The sequence below is a fragment of the Tunicatimonas sp. genome (assembly GCF_049647865.1).
Lineage (GTDB): Bacteria > Bacteroidota > Bacteroidia > Cytophagales > Cyclobacteriaceae > Tunicatimonas.
Window position 1 is genome coordinate 1 of record NZ_JBARYM010000741.1, and the last position, 4,152, is coordinate 4,152.

The 4,152-nt window shown below is 45.0% G+C and carries 4 protein-coding genes and 1 pseudogene; 2 read left to right on the top strand and 3 right to left on the bottom strand.

Annotation, left to right across the window (positions count from 1 at the left end; genetic code table 11):
- Together WBA23_RS21580 and WBA23_RS21585 are read right to left on the bottom strand one after the other, a co-directional pair.
- Positions 1-629: hypothetical protein (locus WBA23_RS21580; RefSeq protein ID WP_424584353.1), on the bottom strand; the 629-nt coding region annotated here is incomplete at its 3' end.
- A gap of 203 nt (positions 630-832) precedes the next feature.
- Entirely contained in the window at positions 833-1,921 is a 1,089-nt protein-coding gene (locus tag WBA23_RS21585) for an ATP-binding protein (protein ID WP_424584354.1), read from the bottom strand.
- Between the two features lie 250 nt (positions 1,922-2,171).
- On the opposite strand from WBA23_RS21585, the gene WBA23_RS21590 reads away from it, so the two are divergent.
- Entirely contained in the window at positions 2,172-2,342 is a 171-nt protein-coding gene (locus WBA23_RS21590) for a hypothetical protein (protein ID WP_424584355.1), read from the top strand.
- A 155-nt stretch (positions 2,343-2,497) separates the two neighbouring features.
- Here WBA23_RS21590 and WBA23_RS21595 read toward each other — a convergent pair whose 3' ends face one another.
- Entirely contained in the window at positions 2,498-3,604 is a 1,107-nt protein-coding gene (locus tag WBA23_RS21595) for a glucose 1-dehydrogenase (RefSeq protein ID WP_424584356.1), read from the bottom strand.
- 363 nt (positions 3,605-3,967) lie between these two features.
- Here WBA23_RS21595 and WBA23_RS21600 point away from each other — a divergent pair.
- Positions 3,968-4,084: pseudogene (locus WBA23_RS21600) on the top strand (ATP-binding cassette domain-containing protein); the annotation flags it as partial.
- Positions 4,085-4,152 lie beyond the last annotated feature (68 nt).

Below are 4,152 nucleotides of genomic sequence, written 5' to 3' on the forward strand. Positions count from 1 at the left end.
TGGCTCAAGTGTTTAAGAGAACCTTCGGGGGATAGAAAGCCCAGGTCGCAGAGAATCTTACGGGCATCTACTACGCCGTACTCCTGTAACTTCTGCCAGAGTCGGTGAGTAATATCCACATCGCGCTGACAGTACTGCCGTAGTTCATCCAGTCTTTCTGCGGGCACCAGCTCGTGCGGGGGAATGGGAAGCTCTTGAATGTCCGGATCATTCATTAGTAACGCGGCCCCCTTCAGGCTGGAAACGCCACTGCTAAGCCGGTACACATCGATGCTGTTGAACGACTTGAGTGCATCCCGCTTAATCATAAAGGCCTCCTGCCACTTATTACGCGCCGAAGCTAGCGCGAATATCTGATCGTTGTACTGCTTTAGCTGCCAAAGAAATTGTGCTTTCGGCTGATAGATCAAATCCAACGCTTTGTCCAGCATCAGGTTGTCGTAAAGATGATTATTAAAGCCCAGCAGAACCGAGGTTTTATTCACCTCCACAAACCACTGAACCAGTTCGGCTCGCTGATCGTGTCGGTCACTGATTTCAAATGAGACATCTGTTGTTAGTTCAATATCGTGAGCGCAGACCAGAAACACATTAGCGTAGCATTCTAAGTCAAAGACAATGATTTTCATAACATAAGAATCCCTATCTCCCTCGGGGAATAATCGCAAATTTTTGTAGTACAATTAGTGGGAAATCGGTTTGGGCTAGCTAGATATATTCTGGTGTAATATACCTAAAATAAGAACATTATCCACCCTTCAGAAGGGCTATATTGCGATAAATTTCTTCTTAGAAAATACCTCACTTTTGTAAACCATAGGCGATCGATATTTCAAGCTTCATTCCAGGGTCGTACTTGATATTGGGTACGGTTCTGAATGTCTTTTCCGCCGTACACCAACGTTTGTGATTTTACCTTTTCGCCAGTAATAGATGAGAAGTAATCCATTCCCTTAAACATTTTGCGAAGGACAGTCTGCGATGATTTGATCTCAAAAATATCAAACTTGCCTACTTTTTTCGTCAGCAGGTCTATCTCGTGTCCGTTAGAATCACGCCAAAACCAGTAGTCAGCTAGTAAGTACTGATGATGGTTCTTTTTGAATAGATCAGCAACTACCAAATTTTCAAATAAACTACCTAGCAACTTTTGATCAGTAAGGTCTTCCACCCGTCGAATACCTAATAAATGAACCGCTAGGCCTACATCGTAGAAGTACAGCTTAGGAGTTTTAACAATACGCTTACTAAAATTTTCGTAGTAGGGCGATAGTAGAAAAATGATGTGGCTACTCTCTAGAATAGACAACCACGATTTGGCAGTAGGTTGAGAAATACCACACGCATTGGCTAGATTACTAAGGTTGAGTAACTGCCCGTGACGCGCCGCACAAAGCTCAATAAAATTACGAAACTGTCGTGTGTTCTGCACATTGGTTAGTTCTACTATGTCGCGCTGAATATACGTCTGGATGTAATTCGTATGAAAAATTGCTGGGGTAAGATCACGATCATAGATAGCCGGATAGAAACCTCGGAAGATCAGTGACCTCCAATCATCAACGGCTACTTTTCTAGATAATTCGTCTGAATCAAAGGGAAGAAGTTTGAAGATCGCTACCCGCCCGGCTAAGCTTTGGGTAATACGTTCCAGCAGGTGAAAATTCTGCGAACCGGATAAGACGAACTGTCCCATCTGTTGGCGTTGGTCAACGATGGTCTGTAAGTAAGAAAATAAGGTAGGTACGCGTTGCACTTCATCAAATATTACCCGCTGATCGTACGTTTTTAAAAAACCGACTGGATCTTCAGTAGCAAAACTTTGGTAATCCGGATTTTCTAGCGATACATATTGATAGTCGGGCAAGATATGCTTAAGTAGGGTAGTCTTACCCGACTGTCGTGGACCGGTAATAGCCAAAATAGGATATTTAGACTGTAGCGATTGGATAGTTGATGCAATCTGACGCGGAATAATAGCCGTGTAGCAAAGCTATGCATATTTTTAAATTACATAAAATATATTTTTAATTTGCATACACTTTCACTTTGAATTTACATAGTCTAGATTCTCGAGTGGTGCTTGCTGATATTTTTAGGTTTTTACTAATAATCCTTCTATAACGATTGAATTGGAAGAAACTCAAACTGTTACAAATCGCTTACAGGCTATGCCACCCGAGGCACAGCAACAGGTAGCTAGCCGTTTTAATGCTTATCTTAATCGCATTGACGATATGTGCGAAGCCATAGACCGTAATCGAGCCAGTGGCGACTCTTATCCATTAACTGAAGGTGAATTGTTGGAGCGTATCCATCAACGCGCCGCAGACCGTTCGTAAGAGTACAACCTTATGGCAACTACCTGATCTGTTATGAACCTATGCCAGATGGTGTACTTATCCTACTCGTTGTTTGGGGAGGCCGTGATATAGAGCGTATCTTCAACAACGAATAGCTCCCTTCGCTTTTTATAACAGTAATAAAAGAGCTCTAATTAAATCTCATCCCACTCAATCACCGTCTTAATATCGTCTACCGAACGCTGGTGGATGGCTTTTTCAAATTCCTGGTACGATAAGCGGGTCGTCAGCAGTTGATCAATCCAGTCGCCATACTTATTTTTAGCTTTTTCCAGATCCTGAATTCCCAAAGCAAAGTGCCGGGGGCTGGCGTTTACGCTTCCCAGAATAATCTGATTTTTCAGCACGATCTGCCGCATCAATTCGGCTCCCATAAAGCAGGAAGGGCGGTCACCGGCGGGAATACCGGTCATCACGTACACTCCGTTCATACCCAGGGCATCAATCAACTGAAAGCCGAGTTGGGCGACTCCGGCCGCTTCAAAAATAAAGTCCATCTCGCCGAAAGTATCATCTAGATCCATCGTCTCGACCGTCCGCCCGTCGATATAATTTCCTCCAATCTGCTTCAGCAATTGGGGTCGTTTGGTGTCTTCATCCACAATATCCAGTCCCCACACTTCCGCTCCACGTAACCGCAGAGCCAGACAGGCCAATAAGCCGATCGCTCCCACCCCAGCGACCAAAACACGCTTACCCGGTAACCATTCTCCTTCTTCCAATTCGGGTAAGCGGCCAGTTTGTATTTTTATGGCTTCATCAATAGCTTTCTCGGCTACCGACATCGGTTCGGCCAGCACTCCAACCGATCGAACACTTTCTGGCACTTTCACCAGATACTGCTCGTGATCAACAATATGTTCGGTATCAAACCCATGAATGCCCTTGATGCCCCGTTCTACGTAGTCACCGGTAAAGCACATATCACTGCGGTTATTTTGGCAGGGCACGCACTTATCACAACCCCGACGTACCGAAAACACTCCGTAGTCACCCGGACGAACGGTCGTAACCTGATCACCGGTTTCTACTACCTTACCAAACATTTCGTGACCAATAATTAGTTTGGAGCTCCCCTCGGGGGCATCGGCCCGACCGCCTTCAATCTGCTCGCGGTCGGTACCGCAAACCCCTACTTGCAGAATTTTAACTTTCACATCGTGCGGAGAACTTAACGATGGTTCCTGATGTGTAATAATCTCAGCACCGGGAGTACCGGGAGTAATGGCGATTGCTTTCATACGCTTCTAACTTAGGCATTAAGTGAATGTTGGGTTTCAGGGATTGACAAAATTTTCTATTTTAACGTGCGTTATGGTTTGAATACCACAAAAGCGAGCTATAAGCACCTGATTTTCAGCTTCTCACCCTCAAGCCGGGTAGGCTCTTACTTTTTCCATCGATGAAAAAGTAAGCAAAAAATCTAGGAACATTTGAAACTCGCTTCGCTCAAACAGCAAATCTTCCCCTATATAATAGGAAATTTGCTAGTAATTTGAGCCGCTTTATTCTAAGAAACAAAGTCATCCACAGTGCCCGACAACAACCTAGAGCTACAGCAGATTTCCAAAGAGTTTCCCGGCGTGAAAGCGCTAGATCAGGTTTCTCTGACCGTGCAAGCGGGCGAAGTACACGCGCTCTGTGGAGAAAACGGAGCGGGCAAGAGCACGCTGATGAACATCCTATCGGGAAATTTACAGCCCAACGGGGGTAGCGTCCGATGGAAAGGACAGGAAGTGCAGATTCCCGACCCGATCGAAGCCCAACGACTAGGTATTGCCATTGTGTA